This window comes from Tsuneonella suprasediminis, assembly GCF_003605755.1.
Lineage (GTDB): Bacteria > Pseudomonadota > Alphaproteobacteria > Sphingomonadales > Sphingomonadaceae > Tsuneonella > Tsuneonella suprasediminis.
Window position 1 is genome coordinate 76,107 of record NZ_RAHJ01000019.1, and the last position, 23,168, is coordinate 99,274.

Annotated in this window: 18 protein-coding genes and 1 tRNA gene; 12 read left to right on the forward strand and 7 right to left on the reverse strand. The window is 59.5% G+C overall.

Features of this window, described 5'->3' with window-relative positions:
* From smpB to alaS, 9 genes are all read left to right on the forward strand, one after another.
* A complete protein-coding gene (smpB, locus tag D6858_RS10255) occupies positions 1–483 on the forward strand; it encodes an SsrA-binding protein SmpB (protein ID WP_102154218.1) in 483 nt (160 codons plus the stop codon).
* Between the two features lie 133 nt (positions 484–616).
* Positions 617–1,189, forward strand: a complete 573-nt coding sequence (locus D6858_RS10260; RefSeq protein ID WP_225081608.1) for a DUF2062 domain-containing protein — start codon at positions 617–619, stop codon at positions 1,187–1,189.
* A 44-nt stretch (positions 1,190–1,233) separates the two neighbouring features.
* On the forward strand, positions 1,234–3,642 hold the full coding sequence (locus D6858_RS10265) for a hybrid sensor histidine kinase/response regulator (protein WP_120109869.1): 2,409 nt from the start codon (positions 1,234–1,236) through the stop codon (positions 3,640–3,642).
* A gap of 126 nt (positions 3,643–3,768) precedes the next feature.
* A complete protein-coding gene (locus D6858_RS10270; protein WP_120109872.1) occupies positions 3,769–5,265 on the forward strand; it encodes a DUF4139 domain-containing protein in 1,497 nt (498 codons plus the stop codon).
* Positions 5,266–5,279: 14 nt separating this feature from the next.
* Positions 5,280–6,881 (forward strand): DUF4139 domain-containing protein, encoded by a 1,602-nt coding sequence (locus D6858_RS15635; protein ID WP_133305275.1) that lies wholly within the window; start codon positions 5,280–5,282, stop codon positions 6,879–6,881.
* 142 nt (positions 6,882–7,023) lie between these two features.
* A complete protein-coding gene (gene recA, locus D6858_RS10285; protein ID WP_120109878.1) occupies positions 7,024–8,094 on the forward strand; it encodes a recombinase RecA in 1,071 nt (356 codons plus the stop codon).
* A 252-nt stretch (positions 8,095–8,346) separates the two neighbouring features.
* Positions 8,347–9,618, forward strand: a complete 1,272-nt coding sequence (locus D6858_RS10290; protein WP_120109880.1) for a M24 family metallopeptidase — start codon at positions 8,347–8,349, stop codon at positions 9,616–9,618.
* Positions 9,615–10,433: a class I SAM-dependent methyltransferase gene (locus D6858_RS10295; RefSeq protein WP_120109882.1), complete on the forward strand. Its 819-nt coding sequence runs from the start codon at positions 9,615–9,617 to the stop codon at positions 10,431–10,433. The genes D6858_RS10290 and D6858_RS10295 overlap by 4 nt, the downstream gene beginning before the upstream one ends.
* Positions 10,434–10,506: 73 nt before the next feature.
* A complete protein-coding gene (alaS, locus tag D6858_RS10300) occupies positions 10,507–13,173 on the forward strand; it encodes an alanine--tRNA ligase (RefSeq protein WP_120109884.1) in 2,667 nt (888 codons plus the stop codon).
* Between the two features lie 41 nt (positions 13,174–13,214).
* Here alaS and D6858_RS15840 read toward each other — a convergent pair whose 3' ends face one another.
* The 5 genes from D6858_RS15840 to cpdR form a co-directional block, all read right to left on the reverse strand.
* Entirely contained in the window at positions 13,215–13,391 is a 177-nt protein-coding gene (locus D6858_RS15840; RefSeq protein WP_165859685.1) for a hypothetical protein, read from the reverse strand.
* Between the two features lie 46 nt (positions 13,392–13,437).
* Positions 13,438–15,198, reverse strand: a complete 1,761-nt coding sequence (locus D6858_RS10305) for a cation:proton antiporter domain-containing protein (protein ID WP_120109886.1) — start codon at positions 15,196–15,198, stop codon at positions 13,438–13,440.
* A gap of 130 nt (positions 15,199–15,328) precedes the next feature.
* Entirely contained in the window at positions 15,329–16,549 is a 1,221-nt protein-coding gene (locus D6858_RS10310; protein WP_120110684.1) for an NADP-dependent isocitrate dehydrogenase, read from the reverse strand.
* Positions 16,550–16,666: 117 nt separating this feature from the next.
* Positions 16,667–16,741: transfer RNA gene (locus D6858_RS10315), tRNA-Val, on the reverse strand.
* 68 nt (positions 16,742–16,809) lie between these two features.
* The gene (cpdR, locus tag D6858_RS10320) at positions 16,810–17,199 is read right to left on the reverse strand and encodes a cell cycle two-component system response regulator CpdR (RefSeq protein ID WP_102154209.1); all 390 of its coding nucleotides are present in this window, start codon (positions 17,197–17,199) and stop codon (positions 16,810–16,812) included.
* Positions 17,200–17,296: 97 nt separating this feature from the next.
* Between cpdR and D6858_RS10325 the strand changes: the two genes are divergently transcribed.
* The gene (locus tag D6858_RS10325; RefSeq protein ID WP_120109888.1) at positions 17,297–18,235 is read left to right on the forward strand and encodes an N-formylglutamate amidohydrolase; all 939 of its coding nucleotides are present in this window, start codon (positions 17,297–17,299) and stop codon (positions 18,233–18,235) included.
* Between the two features lie 211 nt (positions 18,236–18,446).
* On the opposite strand, the gene D6858_RS10330 is transcribed toward D6858_RS10325, so the two are convergent.
* Together D6858_RS10330 and D6858_RS10335 are read right to left on the reverse strand one after the other, a co-directional pair.
* Positions 18,447–19,244, reverse strand: coding sequence for a SapC family protein (locus tag D6858_RS10330; protein WP_120109890.1), 798 nt, complete (start codon positions 19,242–19,244; stop codon positions 18,447–18,449).
* 79 nt (positions 19,245–19,323) lie between these two features.
* Positions 19,324–20,769, reverse strand: a complete 1,446-nt coding sequence (locus D6858_RS10335; protein WP_120109892.1) for an FAD-binding oxidoreductase — start codon at positions 20,767–20,769, stop codon at positions 19,324–19,326.
* Positions 20,770–20,987: 218 nt separating this feature from the next.
* On the opposite strand from D6858_RS10335, the gene D6858_RS10340 reads away from it, so the two are divergent.
* Entirely contained in the window at positions 20,988–21,473 is a 486-nt protein-coding gene (locus D6858_RS10340; protein WP_120109895.1) for a hypothetical protein, read from the forward strand.
* 137 nt (positions 21,474–21,610) lie between these two features.
* Positions 21,611–22,996, forward strand: a complete 1,386-nt coding sequence (locus tag D6858_RS10345) for a DEAD/DEAH box helicase (protein WP_120109897.1) — start codon at positions 21,611–21,613, stop codon at positions 22,994–22,996.
* Positions 22,997–23,168: the final 172 nt, after the last annotated feature.

Sequence of the window (23,168 nt, forward strand, 5' to 3'; positions counted from 1 at the left end):
ATGGCCCGTCCTAAACCTACTCCGTTCGATAAAACCAAAACCGTCGCTGAAAACCGGCGCGCGCGGTTCGATTACTTTATCGAAGACACTTTCGAAGCGGGGCTGATGCTGACCGGCACCGAAGTGAAGAGCCTGCGCGCAGGCGAAGCGACGATTGCCGAAAGCTATGCCGAAATTCGTGGGGGCGAGGTATGGCTGGTTAACGCCAACGTGCCCGAATTCAGCCACGGCAACCGCTTCAACCACGAGCCCAAGCGCCCGCGTAAACTGCTGCTGCACGAACGCGAAATCGCTAAGATGACCGGCGCGGTGGAGCGCAAGGGGATGACGCTGGTCCCGCTGAGCATCTATTTCAACAGTAAAGGCCGGGCGAAAGTCGAACTGGCGCTGGCCAAGGGCAAGCAGGCGCAGGACAAACGACAGACGATCAAGGAGCGTGACTGGAAACGCGACAAGGCCCGTCTGTTGCGCGATCGTGGCTGACACCGAAGGGGAGATGGAATTGCGGCCTATCCCCGCTGGAACCTTCCTCCGAAGCCGCGATTGAGCCGACAATTGCAAAGGTTCGTCGGGCAACCTCTTTAACCGACCTGCAAAAGGTGTATCTGCACCAGCAATGTCCAATCCCTTCTCCCGCTGGGCCAGCAGGAACATGCCGACACGCGAAGGCATGGCGAAGAACAAGTATCTCGCCCCGATCGCGCATCGTTTCCTGAGCCCCGAATTGTGGCGCTTCACCCGCCGATCGGTGCCGCGTGGGGTGGCGCTGGGGCTTTTTGCCGGCTTTATTGTGCCAGTCGGGCAAATATTTCTGGCGGCGTTTCTGGCTTTGCCGACGCGGGCCAATGTGCCGCTGGCGGCGTTGGTCACTTTTATAACCAACCCGCTGACTTTCCCGTTCTGGGCCGTGCTGGCCACCAAGGTCGGGCGTTTCATGCTTAAAATCGATGCGGTCACGGTTAACGCTTCGCAATCGACGATGGCCAGTGGGCCGTGGGCATGGTTCACCGGGTTTTTCGAACTGGCCGGGGCGGCGGCGGTCGGTTTTATCGTGATGGCGGTGGTGTTCTCATCGGTCGGCTATTTCGTGACGAACTTCGTCTGGCGCTTCATCGTCGCCAATCGCCGCAAGGCGCGGCTGCGGAAAATGGAAGCGCGGCTGGATGAAAGGCTGAAAGCGGGCAAATGAACGGCGGGCCACGCTTTACTCTGCCGCGAGGCGCAAGCGCGGATATGCGTCCGCCGGTCCTGCTCGGCGGGATCGCAGGTGCTCTGGTGCTCAGCGCGCTATTGCTGTGGCTGATAACGGGGCAGGGCGTTGTTGCTCTCGCGTTCTTTGGCGGAGTTGCGGCTTTGCTTGGGGTGGCGATCGTGCTGGATCGGATGCGCCCCTCTGCGGAAAGAAGCGAGTTGGAGCCGCCCGACTGGTCGGTGACAGTGGCTGCGCTGGAGCGCGACGGAGCGGCTGTTGCGATTGCCGACCGGGCCAACCGATTGGTCTGCGCCAACGCGACATATGAAAGCTGGTTCGGCAATCAGAGTGCACCGCCGGGGTTGCCGCTCGATCGCAAAGGTCTGGAGGCGCTCACCCGTACCGCGCGCGAGGCATGGCGCGACGGGAAGAGCACGGCGCGCGGTATCGTGTCGGATGACGGCAGCCACGCGTGGAATATTTGGGCCGAACGGGCCGGGCGGGGGGAGGATTACCTCGTCTGGCGCTTTGTGGCGATCACCGAAGAAGATCCGACCGGCGAGATGGCCGCGCGGATTACCGGGCAACTTGGCCGCTTGCTGTCGCGCGCCGGAATCGAAGCCGCGCTGGTCGCGACCGATGGCACGGTCAGCGCCTGTGCCCCCGGCTTTGCGGAGCGGGCGACCGGCGATGCCACCGCAACGCTGGCCGGGCAGGATTTCGCGCGTCTGCTGCGAACCGACGATCAGGACCACATTTTCTTCGCGCGCGAAGGGCGGCGGGGTAATCCGCAGACGCTGATCCATGTGCCGCTGGGTGATCCGCAATCGGCCCGCGCTCCGGGGCCGGACGAGTGCGCGTCGCTGATGCTGCTGATCGACAGTACAGTGGGCATGGGAAGCGGCGATGCCAGCGCGCAGCAGGCGACCCCGCAGCTCGAATCGCTGCTTGGCGCATTGCCGCTGGGGCTGGCGGTGACAGACCGCGATGGACGCTTTCTGTTCGCCAACCGCGCATTTCGCCGGGCAGGTGGGATCGAGGAAGGCAGCTTGCCGCAATACCCTTCCGACCTTGTCGTGCGCGAAGACAAGACGGCGCTGTCGGATGCCGTCCGCCGTTTTGGCAAAGGGCCTGCGACCAGCGGCGATATGGCGATCCGCCTGCGCGATATGCCCGACGATCCGGTGTCGCTCGGCATTGCCGGTGTACGCGGGCTGGGCGAAGTGGCGGTTCTGCTCAGCCTGGTCGATTCGACGGAGGAAAACCGGCTCAAACGACAAGTGGCGCAGGCTACCAAGATGCAGGCCGTTGGTCAGCTCGCGGGCGGGGTCGCGCACGATTTCAACAACGTGCTGACCGCTGTTATCGGCACTTGCGACCTGATGCTGCTGCGCCATACGCCCGGTGACAGCGACTATGACGATATCCAGCAGATCCGCGCCAACTCCAACCGTGCGGCTGCGCTGACCCGGCAATTGCTGGCATTCAGCCGCCAGCAGACTTTGCGGCCCGAAGTTCTGCAACTGCCCGATGTCATCAGCGAAGTGGGCATGTTGCTGAAGCGGTTGCTGGGCGAAAAGATCGAGCTGTCGGTTCATCACGACCGCGATCTTGGCCCGGTGCGCGCCGACCCGCAGCAGCTGGAGCAGGTGATCGTCAACCTCGTGGTCAATGCGCGCGATGCGATGCTGGCGCATGGTGACAGCGGCAAAGTGTCGATTTCCACTCGCCGTGTCACCGCGCAGGATGTCCGCAAGGTAGCCAGCGAGATATTGCCGGAGGCCGACTATACCGTACTGGTGGTGCAGGATACCGGCGGCGGCATTCCGCCCGAAAACCTCACCAAGATATTCGAACCGTTCTTCACGACTAAGGAGCTGGGCAAGGGCACCGGGCTGGGCCTGTCCACTGTCTATGGCATTGTGAAGCAATCGGGTGGTTTCATTTTTGCCGATAATTTTCCGGCGATCGGCCATCCCGAAGGCGCGCGGTTCAGCATCTATTTCCCGGTCCACCGGGGCGAAGCACCCGCGACCGAGAAATCGAAACCGGCCGAACCGGCGGCGAACTGGTCGGGCGGGGGGCGTATCCTGCTGGTCGAGGATGAAGACATGGTCCGCGCCGTGGCCGAACGCGCGTTGTCGCGGGCGGGCTACACAGTCACCCCTTGCGCCGATGGCGAAGAAGGGCTGGCCGCTGTCGCCAACGGAGGCGAATTCGATCTGATCGTGTCCGACGTGGTCATGCCGGGAATGGATGGTCCGGCGATGGCACGGCAGGTCCGCAAGGTGAAACCCCGGCTGCCGATCCTGTTCATGTCAGGCTATGCCGAAGAGCAGCTTCGCAGCGAAATCGATATCGAAGCGATGCATTTCATGCCCAAACCATTCAGTGTGCAGCAGATTTCGGACACTGTGGCAGGCCTGCTGGCGAAATACGCGGCGAAGTGAGGCGCGCTTTGCGGTCGTTTTCCAAACTGGCCGCCATTCCCGAAGCGGGTTGACCTCGACATTCACCGTGCCGCAATGTCGCTGCGGCAACGATGTCGCTCATTCACCAGTCTTGGGGGAAGACTCATGCGCTATTCCACTATTCTTGCGGCCCCAGCGTTCGGCGCGCTGGCTACGGCCGCGCTGGCGCAGGACACGCCCGATGCCCCCAGCGCGCAAGGCGATCTGGCGGTGACGATTTATAACAACGATCAGGCGCTGGTGCAGGATGTGCGCCAGCTCGAAATCGCCAGAGGGCGCAGCCGGATCGAATTTCCCGACGTTTCCGCCCGTATTCGCCCGGAAACGCTCAGCTTCGCAGCTGACGGCGCGGGGATTATTGAACAGAACTTCGATTTCGACCTGCTCACCCCTGGCAAGATGATGGAAAAGGCTATCGGGCAGACCATTACCCTGATCCGTACCAATCCGGCGACTGGCGCTGAAACCCGCGAGCGGGCCAAAGTGCTGAGCACGGCGGGCGGCGTGGTGGTGCAGATCGGGGACCGGATCGAGGTACTGCGTGACGATGGCCTGCCTGTACGCGCCGTGTTCGACCGGGTGCCACCAAACTTGCGCGCACGCCCGACCCTCTCGGTTACAGTGGACAGCAATCGCAGTGGACGTCGTCCGGCATCGATCCGCTATCTCACTGGCGGCCTTGGCTGGTCGGCGGACTACGTCGCGCTGTATGACGAAGGCAAAGGCACTATCGATATGCAGGGTTGGGTCACGCTGACCAACCAGACCGGGACCACGTTCCACAATGCAGATACCGTGCTGGTTGCCGGTTCGCCGGGTTCGGGACAACCATCCTATCAGCGGCGCCCCGTGCGCACCGCAACCACTCGCATGAGCCCCGGCACCGAAACCGCCGACCGCGAACAGCTTGGCGATTTCTATCTCTATCCGCTGCCGGCGCGCACCACGATTGCCAATGCCCAGACCAAACAGGTCAGCTTCCTCGATGTGCAGGGTGTTGCTGCGCGCAAGGTATATGCCCGCACAATCGGTTGGCTGAGTAACGAGGATTCCGCAGTAAACGTCGATAGCGCTATCGCGTTCTCGTCATCTCGCGATCAGGGGCTGGGCGACGCTCTGCCCGCCGGGACGGTGCGGTTTTACCAGCGCGACCGGCAGGGGACGCCGCAATTCATCGGTGAAAACACGATTGGCCACACGCCGATGGGCAGCGACCTGACGCTGAAGACCGGCGATGCGTTCGACGTGCTGGTGCAGGCCGAAGTGGAGAAGCGCGAGAAAATTCCCGCCGCCGAATGGGAAAAGTCCAGCCGCTATCGCGTGATCAAGGATGGGCAGATTGTGACGGAGGTCGAAAGCCAACGGGCAGTCGATTACTGGCGCACGACCATGCGCTACACCTTCACCAACGCCAAATCGGTGCCGGTCGATGTCGATCTGACGCAGGCGGGGCTGGATCGCGGGTGGTGGAGCCGCGACTATCGCGTGGTGAGCGAAGATGTCGCGGGCGAACAGGTCAACGCCGACCGCCGCACATATCATGTAACGGTGCCCGCCAATGGCAAACGCGTGGTGCGCGTGACGTATGAGGCGCGATACTAAGCGGGCGGGCGGCTATGCGCTTCCTGATACCTTCGGCACTGGCGCTGGCGTTGGCGGCATCGCCAGCCGTGGCGCAACCCGCGCGCCCGGCGGTGGAAGCTTCTTCGCCGCAGCATCTGGCGGTGACTGTCTATCGCGATCCGCAGCGCGGGGCGGATCAGGCGATGAACCGCAACTGGCCGCGGGGCTTTGCGATGGTGAGCGAGACGCGCACCGTTACTCTTCCAGCGGGCGAATCGACGGTGCGCTTCGATGGCGTGGCCGAAGGGATGGTTGCTGTCAGCGCCATCGTCACCGGCCTGCCCGGCGGGACGATAGAGAAAAACCGCAACGCAGACCTGCTTAGCCCCGCCGCGCTGGTGGATGGTTCGCTGGGCAACCGGGTGACGATCACCCGCACCAATCCCGCCACGGGCAAGGAAGTATCGCAGGATGCGGTGGTCCGCACCCGTGCCGATGGCGGACTGGTGCTGCAAACCGCCACTGGATACGAAGCGGTGCGCTGTTCCGGCCTGCCGGAGAAGCTGACGTTCGATAAAGTGCCCACGGGTCTTTCGCCCAATCCGGTGTTCAGCATCGATACGCACTCGCCGCAGGGTGGAACATATACCGTTACGCTGACCTATCTTGCTTGGGGTTTCGACTGGCAGGCGCACTATGTTGCCACGTTGCGCGACAATGCGGCGGGAGGGAAAGCCACGCTGGCGCTGACCAGTTGGCTCACTTTGCTCAATGACAATGGCCAGTCTTTCCCCGATGCCGAGTTGATGGCGGTAGCCGGTACGCTCAGTGTGAAGAGCGATTATCGCCGGCTAGCCGATCCGCCGCGGGGTAAGCCTCTCCAGCTCATGTGCTATCCACTCGGCAGCACCGCGGAAGGGACGCCTGTAGATTACCTTGCTCCACCGCCGCCCCCTCCACCACCGCCAGCGCCGATGGCAATGGCAGCGGACACGATCATGGTGACAGGTATGCGCCGGGCCAAGGCCGAGCTGGCTTCCGGTGCGGCGATGGTCGCTCAACAGGAAGAGCTGGGCGATCTAAAACTTTATCGTGTGCCCGAACCGGTGACTGTTTCCGCCAAGGGTATGAAACAGATTGCTTTCCTGCAGCGGGATTCGGTGAAAGCCGATGTGATCTATCACGGGGATTGCACGCCCGACGATACCACTGGCGATTCTGTGCAGCTGGAAATGCGGGTTGAAGCAGACAACGAAGAGAAGAACGGACTTGGCGTGCCGATGCCGATGGGCGGGATTACCGTGTTCGAACCTACGGGGGAGGGCACTCTGCTTCTCGGGGAAGACAGCTTGCGCGACTATGCGAAGGGGGAGGAAGTCGCTTTCTCTCTTGGAGAGAGCGGCCAGATTCGGATGCAATGTGCAGTCAGCAAATCGAAGGCCGACAATAAAGGCGAGACCAGTCAGATGCTTGCCGTGTTCACCAATGCCAATCGCGATGCTGTGAAAGTGCGGCTCGACCTGGGCGGGGCGGGCGAGTGGACGGTTGTTCGTGGTGCGAAAGTGCGGGTGAAGGACGGGCGGCAGATCTACGAATTTGCTGTTCCGGGCGGAGGGCAGGTTGAACGAAAGTGGACGGTTCGCGCTCGAAATTGAGTGCAAGTACATGAATATAATGGAATAATTTATTTCTAACAAAAAATTTGTTCCGCTCTTGTTCTTATGGAACAAACCAGATACATAATCCTACAGTTGATGAGCGGGCCACGGCCCTAGGCAAACGACGGAGGCATGTGTCATGGCGGCAGCGAACCTGAAACTTGTGGAAGGCAAAGGCGTGGATACGGACCGTCAAAAGGCACTCGATGCCGCCCTCGCGCAGATTGATCGCGCGTTCGGTAAAGGCTCGGCGATGAAGCTCGGGCAGAAGGAAGCGATGCAGGTCGAAACGATTTCGACCGGCTCGCTGGGACTTGATATTGCACTGGGCGTCGGCGGCCTGCCGAAAGGCCGCGTGATCGAAGTCTATGGCCCTGAAAGTTCGGGCAAGACCACGCTGGCGCTGCACGTGATTGCAGAAGCGCAGAAGGCGGGTGGAACGGCTGCGTTCGTCGATGCCGAACATGCTCTCGACCCCGTATATGCCAGGAAACTGGGTGTCGATATCGATGAACTGATCGTCTCGCAGCCCGATACCGGGGAGCAGGCGCTCGAAATCACCGATACGCTGGTACGCTCCAACGCGATCGATGTGCTGGTGGTCGATTCGGTCGCCGCGCTGGTCCCGCGGGCTGAAATCGAAGGGGAGATGGGGGATAGCCACGTCGGCCTTCAGGCTCGCTTGATGAGCCAGAGCCTGCGTAAACTGACCGGTTCCATCAACCGTTCGAAATGCATGGTGATCTTCATCAACCAGCTCCGCATGAAGATCGGTGTGATGTACGGTAACCCGGAAACAACCACGGGCGGTAATGCGCTGAAGTTCTACGCCTCTGTGCGCCTTGATATTCGCCGTACCGGCCAGATCAAGGATCGGGACGATATCATCGGCAATGCGACCCGCGTGAAGGTGGTCAAGAACAAGGTGGCGCCGCCGTTCAAACAGGTCGAATTCGACATCATGTATGGCGAAGGTATTTCGAAAATCGGTGAAATTCTCGATCTGGGCGTGAAGGCCGGTCTGGTCGAAAAATCGGGCTCCTGGTTCAGCTATGACTCGATCCGCATTGGACAAGGCCGTGAAAACGCAAAGAAGTATCTGAAAGAGAATCCGGAAGTTTGCGACAAGTTGGAAGCCGCGATCCGCGGCCGGACCGACGCTGTCGCCGAGGAGATGATGACGGGTCCGGACGCGGACGACGAAGACTGATCCTCAATCGGGCGCGCCATATCCCCCCGTCGCGCGCCCGACATACCCGGGAAACCGGTGCGAGCGTTTCCTCCTTCGCCGGAGGAACCTGCACCGGTTTTTCGTTGGAAATACTCGTTATACTATTCTGCAATGGCCTGGTTGAGGCTTGGCTGAAAATTCGCTCCTGCCAGACAGCAACCCTTCCGTCCGCGCCTGCAAATGTGCATGTGTCGTGGCAGGCATTGTGAGCTTTGGTAGCGAGGGGCAAATATGCAGATCAGTCGGCGCAAAGTCTTGGGGACAAGCGCGTTCCTCGTTGGCGCAGCGGGCCTTAGGCTTCCCGCCATTGCTCGCGCAGCACAAATCGATACATCGGCGCTTACTTCGATCACCGGAAATGCCGTAGCTATCGGGCGTGACGAGCGGGCCGCAAGGCTCGATCGGGCGCGTGGGTTAATGGCGGCAAATGATATCGCCGCAATCGTTCTCGAACCCGGATCGAGCATGGTCTATTTCACCGGTGTCCGCTGGGGGCGGTCTGAACGCCTGACGGCCGCCGTGATCCCGGCAACTGGTATGCCGTTTATGATTACCCCGTTTTTCGAACGACCTTCGGTTGCGGAATCGCTGGAAATCGATGCGGATATCCATGTCTGGCAAGAAGACGAGAGTCCAACCGCATTGTTTGCCCGCGAGCTGGCGGCGAGAGGGTTGCGCCAATCACGGATCGGGATCGAGGAAACTGTCCGCTTCTTCGCCAGCGACGGGTTGGCCCATGCTATGCCGGATGCGCGGATCGTGTCAGCCGATGCCGTGGTTCGCGGATGCCGGATGCGGAAAACAGCCCCCGAAATCGCGTTGATGCACGTCGCGTCCGAGGTGACCAAAGCGGCCTATGAGTGGACAGTACCGCAAATCCGGGAGGGCATGACCAATCGGGAGATTTCCGCTCTGATGGATGCCGCTACCCGTGCGCTGGGCGGGACGCCTGAATTTTCGATGGTTTTGATCGACGAGGCATCTGCCTATCCTCACGGGACCGGCAAGCCGCAAATCGTTCGCCCCGGATCGACAGTGCTCTTCGACTGTGGTTGTTCGGTCGAAGATTATCAGTCGGATATTTCCCGCACGGTTTTTTCCGGTGAACCGGACCCGGCCGCTATGGCAACCTGGCATCTCGTCCGTGAAGGGCAAAACACAGCATTCGCTGCTGCCCAACTCGGGCAGTCAGCCGGATCGGTCGATGATGCGGTGCGGGCGCTCTATGAAAGCAAGGGGCTGGGGCCGCGCTATCGATTGCCGGGCCTGTCGCATCGAACGGGGCACGGAATCGGGATGGATGGCCACGAACCGGTCAATCTCGTTCACGGTGAAGCTACGAAGCTCGACATCGGTATGTGCTTTTCGAACGAGCCTGGCATTTATTATCCCGGCAGATTCGGTGTGCGACAGGAAGATTGTTTTTATATGACGGAGAAAGGCCCGTGTTGGTTTACCGAACCATCTGCGGAACCGAACCTGTTATTTGGAGCCAGGCAATGACAGATGCGTCCGAATGGAAGGGTGGAGTTGGTCGCAAATGGGCCAATGAATGGCGACGTACTGATCGCAGTTTTTCCGGTTTGACCGAACGCCTTCTGGGTCGGGCAAGCGGCAATGGATTGTTCCATGTGCTCGATATCGGATGTGGTGCGGGCGAACTTTCCCTCGCCATTGCGCGTGGGCATCCGCAGTCGCAGGTGATCGGGATCGATATCAGCGAAGATTTGCTGTCGGTTGCCCGCGTACGCGGCGCGCATCTGGGCAATGTCACCTTCGAGCACGGCGATGCCGCGGTGTGGTGCAAAGACAGCTTCCGGCCCGATCGCCTCATATCCCGCCACGGGGTAATGTTTTTCCCGGATCCGGTGGCTGCTTTCACTCATCTTCATGCGATATCGGCAGATAATGCCGGGCTGTTTTTCTCCTGCTTCCGTTCGCCCGCCGAAAATCCGTGGGCGAACGGAATTGCTTCGTTGCAACCGGGTGGCAAGCAGCCGCCACCGCCCGGCGGACCGGGTCCATTCGCTTTTGCCGATAAGGATCATGTCCATGCGATCCTGAATGCGGCAGGGTGGCGCGAAATCGAATTCGAACCGTTCGATTATGCCTATATCGCTGGGTACGGCGATGATCCGGTGGAGGATGCACTGGAGTATCTGTCAACCATCGGCCCGGCGGCGCGGGTCATGGCGGAACTCGGCGAAACAGAAAAGGCGGCATTCATCGATCGACTCCGCGGTTATCTGCACGACCATCGGTCGGGCAAGGTTGTGGCATTCCCCGGTGCCGCGTGGATTGTTTCGGCCATGCACTGATCGCTGCTGTCGTTCACAAAAGACACGCGAATACGCTTGTCGCTTGCGCGCGCAGCAACTAACTGCCCATGTCATGACGTCGACCAACGAAATCCGCCGCAGCTTCCTCGATTATTTTACCGGTGCCGGGCACCGCGAAGTGCCGAGCGCACCGCTGGTGCCTTATAACGATCCGACGCTGATGTTCGTCAACGCCGGGATGGTACCGTTTAAAAACGTGTTCACCGGGCTGGAAACGCCGCCTGAACCGACTGCGACCAGCAGCCAGAAGTGCGTGCGCGCCGGTGGGAAACACAACGATCTGGATAACGTGGGCTATACCGCCCGCCATCACACGTTCTTTGAAATGCTCGGCAATTTCAGTTTTGGCGACTATTTCAAGGAACAGGCGATTACGCATGCCTGGACTTTGTTGACCAAAGAATGGGGTATTCCGGCCGAAAAGCTGACCGCCACGGTCTATCACACCGATGACGAGGCGTTCGACCTGTGGCGGAAGATCAGCGGCCTTCCGGAAGAGCGGATTATCCGCATTCCCACGAAAGACAATTTCTGGGCAATGGGCGACGATGGCCCATGTGGCCCCTGTTCCGAGGTGTTCTACGATCACGGCGATCACATCTTCGGTGGCCCTCCGGGCAGCCCCGATGAAGATGGTGATCGCTTCGTGGAAATCTGGAATTTGGTGTTCATGCAATATGAGCAGGCGGGAGGCGAAATCGTCGCTGATCTGCCTAAGCCCAGCATCGACACCGGTATGGGGCTGGAGCGGATCGCTGCGGTTTTGCAGGGCGTTCACGACAATTACGATACCGATACGTTCAAGGAACTGATCGGTGCGAGCGAGAGCCTGACCGGTGTGAAAGCGGAAGGCGATCACACCGCTAGCCACCGCGTTATTGCCGATCACTTGCGGTCAACCAGTTTCCTATTGGCTGATGGGGTTCTGCCATCGAACGAAGGGCGCGGATATGTGCTGCGGCGGATCATGCGCCGGGCGATGCGCCATGCCCACCTGCTCGGTGCGAAAGAGCCGTTGATGCATCGCCTCGTTCCCGCCCTGATCACTGAGATGGGGCAGGCATATCCAGAACTTGGACGTGCTCAGCCATTGATCGAAGAAACGCTGGAGCGCGAAGAAGCCCAGTTCCGCCGCACTTTGGAAAAGGGACTCGGTCTGCTGGATGAAGCGACCGGTGCGATGGGTGAAGGGGATAGCCTTGACGGTGAAACCGCATTCAAGCTCTACGATACTTATGGTTTCCCTTACGACCTGACCGAAGATGCGCTCCGCAGTCGTGGGATTGCGGTTGATCGCGAAGGGTTCGATGCCGCGATGGCCCGGCAGAAGGCTGCCGCGCGTGCGGCATGGAAGGGTAGCGGGCAGGCTGCCGATAGTGAGGTCTGGTTCGATATCGCCGATCGTGAAGGCAGCACGGAATTCACCGGGTATTCCTCTACCGAAGGCGAAGGATGCGTTGTCGCGCTGGTGAAAGACGGTGCGGAAGTCCCAAGTGCCGACGCAGGCGATTCGGTAATCGTGCTGGTCAATCAGACGCCGTTTTACGGGGAGAGCGGTGGTCAGGCCGGCGATGCCGGGTCGATTTCCACGCCGGAAGGGCTGATGATTGCGGTAACCGATACGGCCAAGCCGCTTGGCCGCCTTCATGCGCATGAAGGCAAGGTGGAAGCCGGTTCGATTAAGGTCGGTGATACGGTGCGATTGTCGGTCGATGTCGAACGGCGGGATCGCATCCGTGCCAATCATTCAGCGACCCATCTGGTCCATGCGGCGCTCCGCAATCGGCTTGGCGATCATGTGACCCAGAAGGGATCGCTGGTGGCAGAAGACCGGCTGCGGTTCGATTTTTCGCATCCCAAGGCGCTCAGCGATGAAGATATCGCCGCCATTGAGGCCGAGGTGAACGCTGAAATTCGGGCAAACGATCCGGTGGTTACCCGATTGATGACGCCGGATGACGCAATCGCCGCCGGGGCAATGGCTCTGTTCGGAGAGAAGTACGGCGACGAGGTGCGCGTGCTTTCGATGGGGCGCAACGATTCCGAAGGGCGCAATTACTCGGTCGAGCTTTGCGGTGGCACACATGTTCGCGCCACCGGCGATATCGGTCTGTTTCGCATTGTTTCCGAAACGGCGGTCAGTTCCGGTGTGCGCCGGATAGAAGCGTTGACAGGCGAAGCTGCGCGGCAATGGCTGGTCGGGCGCGAGGATGCCTTGAAGTCGGTTGCCGGGGCGCTCAAAACATCCGTAGATGAAGTGGTTGATCGCGTTGCTGCGTTGGTTTCTGAGCGGAAACAGCTCGAACGGGAACTTGCCGATGCCAAAAAGGCGCTGGCCCTTGGCGGCGGGGGCACCAGTTCTGGCCCGATCGACGAAGATGTAGGTGGGGTGAAATTCAGCGGTCAGGCGATCGATGGACTGGAGGCCAAAGAGCTGCGTGGCCTGCTCGACGAAGCGAAGAAACGCATGGGCTCAGGCGTGGCAGCGATTTGCGCGATTAACGACGGAAAGGCTGCTTTTGCAGTGGCCGTTACCGATGACCTGACCGATCGCTTCAGTGCCGTCGATCTGGTGCGCGCCGGTGTGGAAGCGCTTGGCGGCAAAGGTGGCGGAGGCCGTCCTGATATGGCCCAGGGCGGCGGCCCGGATGCCAGCAAAGCAGAAGAAGCGCTGACTGCCGTGCGCCGCATATTGGCCGGGGAAACCTCCCCGGCGTGAGCGGACTGATGAATCCAGCGCTTCTCGACAATGAGCGGAAGTCAGCCGCGTCGATTGCTTGAATTGCGGGTTTCCACTTCGCTGCCTCGCGGCGTGTCGGTAGTACGGGTGTTGTGACCTGTGCGTTGCGGGCCATTGATGGCGCCGTGGTTCTCGTCAACCTGATTTTGCGGCTTTTGGTTGGGGGCTGCCTTTGGGTTCTGCTTGGCGTCGCTCATCGTTATCTCCTTTCGGTTCAAGGGAATAACGAGCGAGTGGCGCGATCTATCCCGATTCTGCTACCGAAGTTCGCAGTTTAGGCTTGTGCTCCAACTGAGCCTCGCGCTGAATCTGGCTGCGGAATTCGTCGCGCTTTTCGTGAATCGAGGCAATCACGGGCCCCATCGCAACACCCAGATCGACTAGCAAAGCCTCCGACAGTTGAAGCGAACTTTCCAGTGTTTCCGGCACCGCATGGGTCGCACCTGCCCGATAAAGATCTGTGGCGTGTGTCAGATCGCGTGCGCGCGATATAATGGTCAAGTCCGGGTGCGATTTACGCAGCTTCGCAGTCAGGCGATGGGCCAGCACAGGCTCATCCATTGTCAGAATGATGGCCAGCGCGTGATCGATGCCGAGCCGTTCCAGAGCATGGCCATGCGATGCATCGCCGAACGTCGCGTGGTAACCCTTCCGTTTCGCCCGTGCGATCAGATCGGCATCGGAATCGATCGCTACATAGGGTTTGCCGTGCATGTCGAGCATGTCCGCGACGAGGCGTCCCACACGGCCGATGCCGACAATAATCACCCGCGGAACGCCGCGATCCTTGACCGCCATTTCCGGCACAGGATCGACTTGCCTCCCAATGATGCGACCCAAACGGGCCAAAAGGGGCGTAATGGTGAGGCCTATGGCAGTGACGATTTGCCAGAATTGTGCAGTTCCGGGCTGAATCAGCAGAGCGGCACTGGCTGCGCTGAGCACGATCAGCGTGGTTTCGCTGGGGCTCGCCATCAAAACGCCGGTTTCGGCAGCAGTACTGCGCCGGGCACCCATCACACGTAGCAGAACTCCGGTGACGCAGGCCTTGAACGTGAGCACGCCAACGACAGCCAGCGCCAACGTCCACAAGTTGTTCCAGATGGTGGTCAGGTCGATGCTCATCCCAACGGTGATGAGGAATATCCCGAGCGCGAGCCCTTTGAACGGCTCCATTATTTCTTCGACTTCGCTGCTGTATTCAGTTTCCGCGATGAGCAGGCCGGCGATTAGCGCCCCCACGATCGGAGAAAGCCCGGTAACGGCGGTGGCGAGGCTGGCGCCGATAACCACCAGCAAACTGGCGGCCAGAAACAGTTCGGGGCTTTTGGTGCGAGCCGCCTGAGCGAATAGTCGGGGCAGGGCGATCCGGCCGAGGACGAGGAGGGCCACCACGACAAGGCCGCCTTTCCATAGTGTTCCCAGAAGGCCGCTCCAGCCCGCTTCCCCTGCATAGGGTGCCATTGCGCCGAGCATGAAAATGATGGGCACAATCGCAATATCTTCGAACAGCAACATCGACAGCGCTGCGCGCCCCACCGGGCTGGTTGTGCCGGAAATGGGGAGAACGATTGCCGTCGAACTGAGCGCCAGAGCCAGCCCGAGGCCGAGTGCGCCGGTCCAAAATTGCCCGAGCATCATCAGGAAGATAGCCAGCAGGCTGCCCGTTATCGTCAGCTCCAGCGCACCGAGACCGAAAACGAGTTTCCGCATGGTCCATAGCCGCTTGAACGACAGTTCCAGCCCGATTGTGAACAGTAGCAGGATGATGCCGAATTCTGCGAATGGCTCCAGGCCCTTGGGGTCGGTTATCGTGAAATGGTTCAGCCAGGAATATTCATACACCAGCTTGCCCAACCCGAACGGGCCGACCGCAATGCCGATCAAAATGAACCCGATCACTGGTGTAATGCGAAAACGATGGAAGACGGGGATAACGATTCCCGCCGCGCCGAGAATCACCAGCGCGTCGGACAGCATGGGGGTGTTTAGTTCGGCGGACATTCGGTTCACCTATCGGCGTAAGCATCGATTGTCACGGACCGGAGCGCGGTGAGACTCTTCTTGCACAGATACGAAAAAGGCCCCCGGATATCCGGGGGCCTTCTATTGCGTTGACGATTGGAGAAAAAGATCAGGCCCAGTTGGCCATTTCCTTTTCGAGGTTATTCACAATCGCTTCGAAGAATTGTTCGGTGGTCAGCCACGACTGGCCCGGCCCGATCAGCAGCGCGAGGTCTTTGGTCATCTGACCGCTCTCAACTGTCTTGATGCAGACCTGCTCCAGCGTTTCGGCGAACTTCACCACTTCGGGGGTGTCGTCGAACTTGCCACGATACATCAACCCGCGAGTCCAGGCGAAAATGCTGGCGATCGGGTTGGTGCTGGTCGCCTTGCCCTGCTGGTGCTGGCGATAGTGGCGGGTGACGGTGCCGTGGGCGGCTTCTGCTTCCACGGTTTTGCCGTCGGGTGCCATCAGAACCGAAGTCATCAGGCCGAGCGAGCCGAAGCCCTGAGCGACGATGTCCGACTGCACGTCGCCATCGTAGTTCTTGCATGCCCAGATAAACTTGCCGTTCCACTTCAGTGCTGACGCAACCATGTCGTCGATCAGGCGGTGCTCGTAGGTCAGGCCTTTCTTTTCGAACTGAGGCTTAAATTCAGTGTCGAATACATCCTGGAACAGATCCTTGAAGCGGCCATCGTAGGCCTTGAGGATCGTGTTCTTGGTCGAAAGATACACAGGCCATCCACGGTCGAGGCCGTAGTTGAAGCTGGCGCGAGCGAAATCGCGGATCGAATCGTCGAGGTTGTACATCGCCATGGCGACGCCGCTTGATGGGAAGTCGAACACATCGAGATCGATGTTCTTGCCATCTTCGCCTTCGAAAACGAGGCGCAGCTTTCCCTTGCCGGGAATCAGTGTGTCGGTCGCCTTGTACTGATCGCCGAATGCGTGGCGGCCCACGACGATCGGATCGGTCCATCCCGGCACCAGCCGCGGAACATTGTCGATCACGATGGGTTCGCGGAAGACGACGCCGCCCAGAATGTTGCGGATCGTGCCGTTGGGGCTCTTCCACATTTTCTTGAGGCTGAATTCTTCGACGCGCGCTTCGTCTGGGGTGATGGTGGCGCATTTCACGCCGACGCCATGTTCCTTGATCGCATTGGCAGCGTCGACGGTGATCTGATCGTCGGTTTCGTCGCGCTTTTCGATCGAGAGATCGTAATACCGGAGGTCGATATCGAGATAGGGCTGAATCAGCCGTTCGCGAATCCACTGCCAGATAATGCGGGTCATCTCGTCGCCGTCGATTTCGACGACCGGGTTCTTCACCTTGATCTTGGCCATGTTCATCCTGTTCGTATGAGAGTTTGCCGCGCTTTAGCAGCTAGACGCGCAGGTGCAAGGCAGGGGCTGGAAACACGAAAGGCGCCGCTTGCGCGACGCCTTTTGCGAAAGGTCCGATGGTGGGCGTAGCAAGGATTGAACTTGCGACCCCTACGATGTCAACATAGTGCTCTACCACTGAGCTATACGCCCGCACTATCGGACAACCGCTTGCGCGGCGAGGCGGCCATGTAGCGAGTGCGGCGCGCCTGTGCAAGTGGTCAAAGACTCGCTTGCGCTTCCCCGGCGAAAACGCGGTCCACTTCCATCACAAGGTCGCGGAGATGAAACGGTTTAGATAGCACTTTTGCTTGCGGCTGTTCGCGACTCGCGCGCAAGGTGACTGCTGCAAATCCGGTAATGAACATCACCTTTGTCCGCGGGGCGATCTCATTGCACCGCTGGGCAAGCTCGATCCCGTCCATTTCCGGCATCACAATGTCAGACAGAAGAAGGTCGAAATCGCCATTTTGAAGGTGGGGTATCGCCGCCGTTCCCCGGTCCACAGCGAGAACTTCATAATCGGCTTTCTCCAGCGCGCGCACCAGATAGGTACGCATCGCATCGTCGTCTTCAGCCAGGAGAATCTTGATTTTCCGCAGTTCGGTCATGCGGTCCGTATAGCGGAGAGCACTTAAGAAATCTTATGCGTTTGTCGCGGTCTGGCCAGTTTTGACATCCCCGCTGCCGCGGAGCATTCTGTGGTCAATGAGCGACAAACATGATCACCCGGGCGAATCGGGGGGTAATATTTCGGGAAGCGATGGACAGTCGGCATTCGTGCTCACGGACATGGCGCAAACCCCTTTGCCTGTATTGATAGCGGTGCCGCATGCCGGGCGCGATTATCCTGAGCAATTGCTGGCAAAAATGCGCCACAGAGATCAGGTGCCGCTGCGTCTCGAAGATCGCTATGTCGATCTCATTGGCCGGACTGTGGCGCAGCAGACGGGAGCGGCTTTGCTAGTGGCACACGCACCACGGGCGATGATCGATCTCAATCGGGCAACAGACGATATGGATTGGAGCATGGTGTCTGGTGGAGCCAGAGAGGAGGCACGGCATTCGCTTGCCAATCGTCGTTCGCGAAGCGGATTGGGGCTGGTACCACGTCGGTTGGCCGGAATTGGTGAAATCTGGAGCGGACCGATTGAGCGCGCCGAACTGGATTCGCGGATCGCTGATATCCACCAACCCTATCATGCGACACTCGGGCGTTCGCTGGATTTGATTCGCGATCGTTGGGGAGCGGCTCTGCTGATCGATCTCCATTCAATGCCGCCATTGCGACCGCGCCACCCCGGTGAGCGGACGGCCGAGTTTGTCGTTGGCGACAGGTTTGGAGCAAGTTGCGATCCTGAAATCGTTGCGACTGCGCTCGACTATTTTGGCCAGCATGGCCGTTTGGTTGCACACAACCGGCCCTATGCTGGTGGTTATGTGCTTGATCGTCACGCTCTGCCAGCGCGGGGAATACACGCAATTCAGATCGAGATTTGCCGCTCCAGCTACCTTGATTCGCATCTCAACGAGCCGTCCGTTCGTATGAACGGGGTCGCGCGACTTGTGGCGGGGCTGGTGAGTCAACTGGCGGGGCAAATCGCCGAAGTGGGGCGCGGTTCTGCGATCCCGCTTGCCGCCGAATAAAGCCATCAGCTTATAAAAAAACCACCTCGTGCTAATGCACGAGGTGGCCAAGGTTCAGGGAGGAGGTGCATCATGATGCACCTGCCGGACCGGCCATGAGGGAAGCGCGATCCGGTATTGGGAAGATAGGCTCTGATCGGGGCCAGTTCAACCCTCATCCAATCGCGCGGGCAGGGCGTTTGGCCGCGCCCGCGCAATGGAAACAGGAAAATCAGGATGCTGGCGTATCAGCCGGGTTGAGCGCAGTTGGCTGCGGCACTTTGCCCTGGCCCATCTGCATGCCGAAGATCACGCGCATAAGGTCGAGCGAGAACAGGTGGGCATGCAGAAGCGGAAGGAGGCCGTTCTTGGTCCATTCGCTGAGAACATCCCCACTCAGTTCGCGCAGCTTTTCCTCATTGATCATCTGGAAACCGCGATAGACAAAAGGCTGATCGGGTTTGGAGTTGTCGGTGATGGCAATTTCACCTTCCATCAGCAGATCGTGCTTCTTGATTTCTTCGATGAAAGCCTGAGTGCGCGCGCCAGCCTGTTCAAACTGTTCGCAGAAGTTGAGGATACCTTCCACAGTGGGGGCCGGTTTACCCTGATCGTCGAACAGAATTTCGCCTTCCTTGAAGTCGCCGATGACGCCTGCGGTCGGATCGAAGCAAAGCGAGAGTTCTTCTGCATCGGGGGTAAGGCGGGCGAGCATAAAGGGGTAACGGCGGACATAAGCCGGAATATAAACGGGGTCGGTGACTTTGCCGTTTTCGTCGACAAATACGTTTACACCTTCGTTGAGGCCCATCAGCGCAAGCGGAACAGGGTTTTCGCCCGAGCTGAAAACGATGGGGTAGTCGCGCTGGGTCTGCACGAACTCATCCACCGTCAGCGGGATGGCGTGCTGACCGGAAAGCCACTTGAGCGATTCGATCTGTTTGGCGCGCCACTTGGCGTGGTCGCGGCTGTTCAGCGGCATCAGGTCATTGTAAAACAAAGGCAGGTTGGTTTCGGGCGCAGTGGCCATCGGACATCTCCAAAGAAGGGGATCGGAATAAGTTGGCCGCGCCGGACCATTCATCCAGGCGGCACTGTGGACGGTCGCTTTAGGGAGTGGCACCGCCCTGTGCAAGCGGCACGAGCTTGCCGGGGTTGAGCAGCCCTTGGGGATCGAGCGCCTGCTTGACCTTCCGCATGATATCCAGCGCAACGGGGTTGCCAAGGCGGCCAAGTTCGTCGCGCTTGAGTTGCCCGATTCCATGCTCCGCACTGATTGATCCATCCCACTGGGTGACCATCTCATAGACCTGCGCGCTGATCGCTTTGCCGTCGGTCTTGTACCATCCTGACGGATCGATACCGTGAGGCGCGATAACGTGGAAATGAACATTACCGTCGCCCAGATGCCCGAATGCAATCGCTTCTGTGCCGGGCCATTCCTGTTCAATTCGCGGCACTGCCGCGGCTACAAATGCTGGCATGCGCTCAACCGGGACGGAAATATCATGTTGCACGGCAGGGCCTTTTTCCCGTTCCGCCGGCGCTATGGAATCGCGCAGCAACCAGAACGCTTCAGCCTGCGATTCGTTGGCGGCGATGGTCGCGTCTTCTATCAGCCCGCTTTCGAATGAGCTGACCATCATGCCTTCAGCCAGTTGATCGATCTTCCCGGCTTCGCCAGGTTCTGCCACCAATTCGATGAGAGCATGCCATGCATGTTTGCCAGCTAACGGTCCGCGCGATCCAGGGAGGTGACGGAGAACATCTTCGAGGGTCGACTGAGCGAGCACTTCGAATCCTTCGAGTGCATGGCCTGCCCCATGCTGGCATTTCAATAGCAGCGCTCTTGCCGTTTCCAGCGAATCCATCCCCGCCCAAATCACACGTCTTTCGCCAATCGCAGGCACGATGCGAAGAGTTGCTGCGGTAACGATGCCAAGCGTCCCCTCCGATCCGATGAGCAACTGCTTCAGGTCGAACCCGCGGTTGTCTTTCTTCAATGCTGTCATCGCATTGAATATCTGCCCATCGGCCAGAACCGCTTCCAGACCGAGGACTTGCGCGCGCATCGACCCGTGCTGCAAAACTTGAGTACCGCCGGCATTAGTGGAAATTAGACCGCCAATCGTTGCCGACCCTTTTCCTCCTAGGGTGAGGGGAAAGCGCATCCCTCCGGCTTCCACCGCCTCATGCAATTTTTGCAGGATAACTCCGGCTTCACATACTGCTTGCCCGGCGTCTGCATCGATTGCACGAATGGCATCCATGCGCCGAAGCGAAAGTAGCACGGCAGTGCCGCTTTCATCTGGCGTAGCTCCGCCACACATCCCGCTGTTTCCACCTTGTGGCACAATTGGCACATCGTGCTTTGCACATAATTTGACCAATGCAGATACTTCTTCGGCGGATGCTGGCGAGGCCAGAGCACATGCCTTACCTTTAAAGCGGCCACGCCAATCGGTCAGCCAAGCATCGACCAGTTCCGGGTCGCGGGTAAGGCCTCGCGGGCCGAGCAGGGCGGATGCTTCTTCGAAGAATGTCGTTTCAGTCATTGTTGGTGCTATTGCACAGGCGGTCGGTAAAGAGCCAGAACTTGCGCTCTTCAACAATGGAATTAAGCCGATATTCAAGCAAAGGCCGTAAGAGCGGTTGGCATATTGACACAGGGAGTCCATTTTCGGGCCATTGCCCGCTCTTCGCCATGAACCTCATGCTCGCCCTTGTCGCGCCACTTGCGTTGCTATTCCCGAGTACTCTCCCTGAGGGATCGATGGAACGTTCGCACCTGACGCCGCCGGAAGATCGCCCGCCCGCCGGTTCGGAAGTGAGCGAATGGCTTCCGCTCGCGCCGCCCACGCAAACGCCTGCATTCGATCAGGTGCGGATTGAACAGCGGGTTATCATCCGCATATCGCCGCGCGGAAATTCCGTGCGGCCCAGCGCTTTTAATGGGATGGATATTCCGCCACCGCCGCCGCGGTTAGTCGAACGCAAGATGGGCAATTGCATTCCGGTGAACAGAATCGTCGGAGTCGAACCGCGTGGCGATGATCGTCTGTTACTATTCCTGAGCGATCGGACGTTGGTGACCGCACAACTGGCACGCAATTGTAGTGCGCGCGATTACTACGCCGGATTCTATCTGGAGCGGACGCGGGACGGGCAAATGTGCGTCAACCGCGACAAAATTCATTCCCGCGCAGGCAGCAATTGTTCGATCAGCAGCCTGCGTCGATTGGTCGAAGTGGGCAATTGATCCGCCACACCATCGCCACAATTTCTTGACTTTCCCGCCCTTGCATGCGCAAGGGCGCAGAGATTTACGGATAGCGACTGTCGCAGTTCCATCCCCGGGCCACTCAAGGCCCGCCAACCCGGAAACACACTGACCATATGACGTTTGCCGACCTCGGCCTCTCGCCCGAATTGCTTAAAGCGGTGGAAGACGCCGGTTATACCGAGCCGACCCCTATTCAGGCGCAAGCGATTCCGCCGGTTCTGATGATGAAGGATCTCATCGGCATCGCGCAGACCGGCACCGGCAAAACGGCCAGTTTCGTGCTGCCGATGATCGACATCCTCGCAAACGGGCGACGTCGCGCGTTGATGCCGCGCTCGCTGATTCTGGCACCAACGCGAGAATTGGCCGCGCAGGTTGCGGAAAATTTTGAGAAGTATGGCAAGAACCATGATCTCAAGCTGGTCCTGCTGATTGGCGGGGTTCAGATGGGCGATCAATTGAAGGCGCTTGACGAAGGTGTCGATGTGCTGATCGCCACGCCGGGCCGCCTGATGGACTTGTTCGAGCGCGGCAAGATTTTGCTCAACGGCTGCGAACTTCTGGTGATCGATGAAGCGGACCGGATGCTCGATATGGGATTTATCCCCGATATCGAGTTCATTTGCTCCAAGTTGCCTGAAACCCGGCAAACGATGCTGTTCAGCGCCACGATGCCGCCGCCGATCGAGAAGCTGGCCAAGACGTTTCTCAACAATCCCAAGCGGATCGAAGTGAGTCGTGCGGCGACGACGAACAAGGATATTACCGCGTTCAAGATCCCGCTGAAATCGCGGCAGAAGCGGGAAACACTGACCTGGCTTCTGCGTAACGATCTGGTGGAAACCGCGATTATCTTCGCCAATCGCAAAACGACCGTGCGCGAACTGAACAAGGCGTTGCAGCGCGAAGGTTTTGCCAGCGGTGAAATCCACGGCGATATCGATCAGAACAGCCGCCAAAAAGAGCTCGCCCGGTTTAAGGCGGGCGAGGTCAATATTCTGGTCGCCAGCGATGTCGCGGCGCGCGGGCTCGACATCAAAGGGGTGAGCCATGTGTTCAATTACGACACGCCCTGGCACCCCGACGATTACGTCCACCGTATCGGTCGCACTGGCCGTGCCGGGGCGAAGGGGCGGGCATTCACTTTCGTGGCGGAAGAAGACGGTGAAGCGATCGACAATGTCGAGAAGCTGACCGGCACGAAGATTCCAATCTTCGGCAAGAAGGATGTTCGCGTCGAACTGACGGCACCCGCGAAGACGGAAGAGCCTGAGGTTGAAAGCGATGATGCGGCTGAGGATCAGCCTCGCCGCACGCGCAGCCGCCGAAAGGATGCGGATGAACGTCAGGAGCGGCCGCGTCAGGAGCGTTCACCGCGCGGAGAGCGGAACGAACCACGTCGCTCGCGCGGGCGCGACGATTACGACGATGCGCCGATCCCCGCTGGCGAATGGAATGGGCCGCGACCAAGCTTTCTCGACGTGAGCGCAACGACCTGAGTTACCACTGTTGCGCCCCTGTCGAGGGGGTTGGCTATGCCCTGTTGGTGCGGTGAGTGGACCTTACCTCATAGGTCGGGATAGCGCCTGCGCGTTATCTAGGGCCGCACTCCCAATCGGCAATCGCCCGTATAGCCACGTCTCATATGTTGCCGTCCATTGGGCGGAGACA